This window comes from Psychrobacter sp. 1Y4 (assembly GCF_051847555.1).
The window spans coordinates 1-1623 of the sequence record NZ_JBPYDE010000048.1; the positions used below are offsets into that span (position 1 = coordinate 1).

3 protein-coding genes are annotated in these 1623 nt (G+C 35.1%); 2 read left to right on the forward strand and 1 reads right to left on the reverse strand.

Annotated elements, in window-relative coordinates; all coding sequences use genetic code 11:
* The first annotated feature begins 328 nt into the window (after nt 1–328).
* Nucleotides 329–670 carry a hypothetical protein gene (locus ACS8FC_RS14025; RefSeq protein ID WP_439297209.1) on the forward strand — a complete coding sequence of 114 codons (342 nt, stop codon included), beginning with the start codon at nt 329–331 and terminating at the stop codon, nt 668–670.
* Between the two features lie 49 nt (nt 671–719).
* Nucleotides 720–1256: a hypothetical protein gene (locus ACS8FC_RS14030; protein WP_439297210.1), complete on the forward strand. Its 537-nt coding sequence runs from the start codon at nt 720–722 to the stop codon at nt 1254–1256.
* A gap of 53 nt (nt 1257–1309) precedes the next feature.
* Here the strand turns inward: ACS8FC_RS14030 and ACS8FC_RS14035 are convergent, their stop codons facing one another.
* Nucleotides 1310–1570, reverse strand: a complete 261-nt coding sequence (locus tag ACS8FC_RS14035; protein ID WP_439297211.1) for a DUF1289 domain-containing protein — start codon at nt 1568–1570, stop codon at nt 1310–1312.
* Nucleotides 1571–1623 lie beyond the last annotated feature (53 nt).

The window sequence follows — 1623 nt, forward strand, 5'->3', positions numbered from 1 at the left end:
TCAATTACTATGATCGCTGATGCTAGATTCTTACAATACAATTTCACCGTATTTGAAAGATATGCGAGTAGCAGAAGCTATAAATAACTGGGAAAAGTCTTAGAAATCGAAGTAGAAGTTGAAGGTATTGCTTAGATTTCTTATAACATGTCTATAATATATGAGAGTAGAGATCAAAGAAAAATTGGTGATTTTGTAAAGCCTAGTATCTGGGTTCATTGTAATAATCTTGAAAGATTAGTGCAGTGATAGAATTTCTATAATACTTATTCAGAATTTCAATTAGATATCATACAACTTCATCATCAACTTGCAAGGACAGTTTTAAGTGAAATATCTAAATAGAAGTGCTATTACAGTATATAGAACAGAAAATTTTTTAAACTGGGTTAAAAAGTGTCATCCCACCTTGGAGAATTGGAATTTAGATACATTAAACCATCATCCAAATGTATATCTATTTGATATGGAAGATCAAAACTGTTGGGGTAATTGTTTTGAGGAAAATTTCGGAATTATTTTTGAACATGAGATGGGAGATTTTATTCATGGTAACGCTAAAGCGCCTGTCAAAGTCACATTTGAGTCGCATAGTTCTTGGTTTACATTTGAATATTCTGAGGTAGTTTCTGACTTATCTAAAAATAATTTAATACTATACGATGACTAAGAAATAACTTAACTCAACTTATCTGGATGTATTGAGATGGCTATAATAAATGCTTAAGTCTTTTAAAGTAAATGATATCAATGCACTCGAACAACTTGAGCAAAAGCTATACGAGTCAATGGATAAGACCTTATTGCAGATTAACTCCAACGTCAGTTCAGTCTCTTCACAAACGCTTTTTTCAAAAATGAAGTTTAGCGATATAGGTTTTGATCCTTTAGACTCTAATCGTCCGCTCAATATCATTGAACAGATCAATCAGTCTTTCACTTATCTAGCATCGTTTTACGCATTGGAAGTTCTATTTACTGAATATCCAGAACTAGCTCCATTTCAGCTTAATCTAGGAACTGCTCCAGGCTCTGATATTGAATCTGAATGTGGTGGCTTAGCTGCTGAGGTTTTTGCTGCAGTGGCTCCAACAAGCAATCAAAAACTTAAGAAAGATATAAATAAAGTACTAGCAACTGATGCCAAATTGAAGTTTGTGTTTTTTATATGCCCTAATTTTGAATTAGGTCGTCAACCTCAACTAGAAAAAGAGGGCGTAATTGTTTGGGCATTAAAGGGCGCAAATGTGATATAAAAATTATTAATTCAGGTCAAAAATAATAGGGATTATTATTTAATTCATCTTTCTCAAAACAACTCACCCATCTCAAAGTTTTCTTCAAAATCAAATCCTAACTGCTCGTTTTTACGTAGCCGCATGAGCTCGATACGCAGCTTACGTCCTGCGATAAGCCTCAGTACCTCGCGTTGCTGCTCTGTTGTCATATGATGCCATCGTTGGCGCTCGGCTCGACTGCGCAGGCAACCAAAGCAATAGCCTTTCTTGTTACTTTGACAGACACCGATACAAGGGTTGTCAATGTCGAACAGCTCAAACTGTTGATTCATGGCGACTCCATTGCTATTACCGTCATTCCTTTGACTGGCACAAAACGATTATG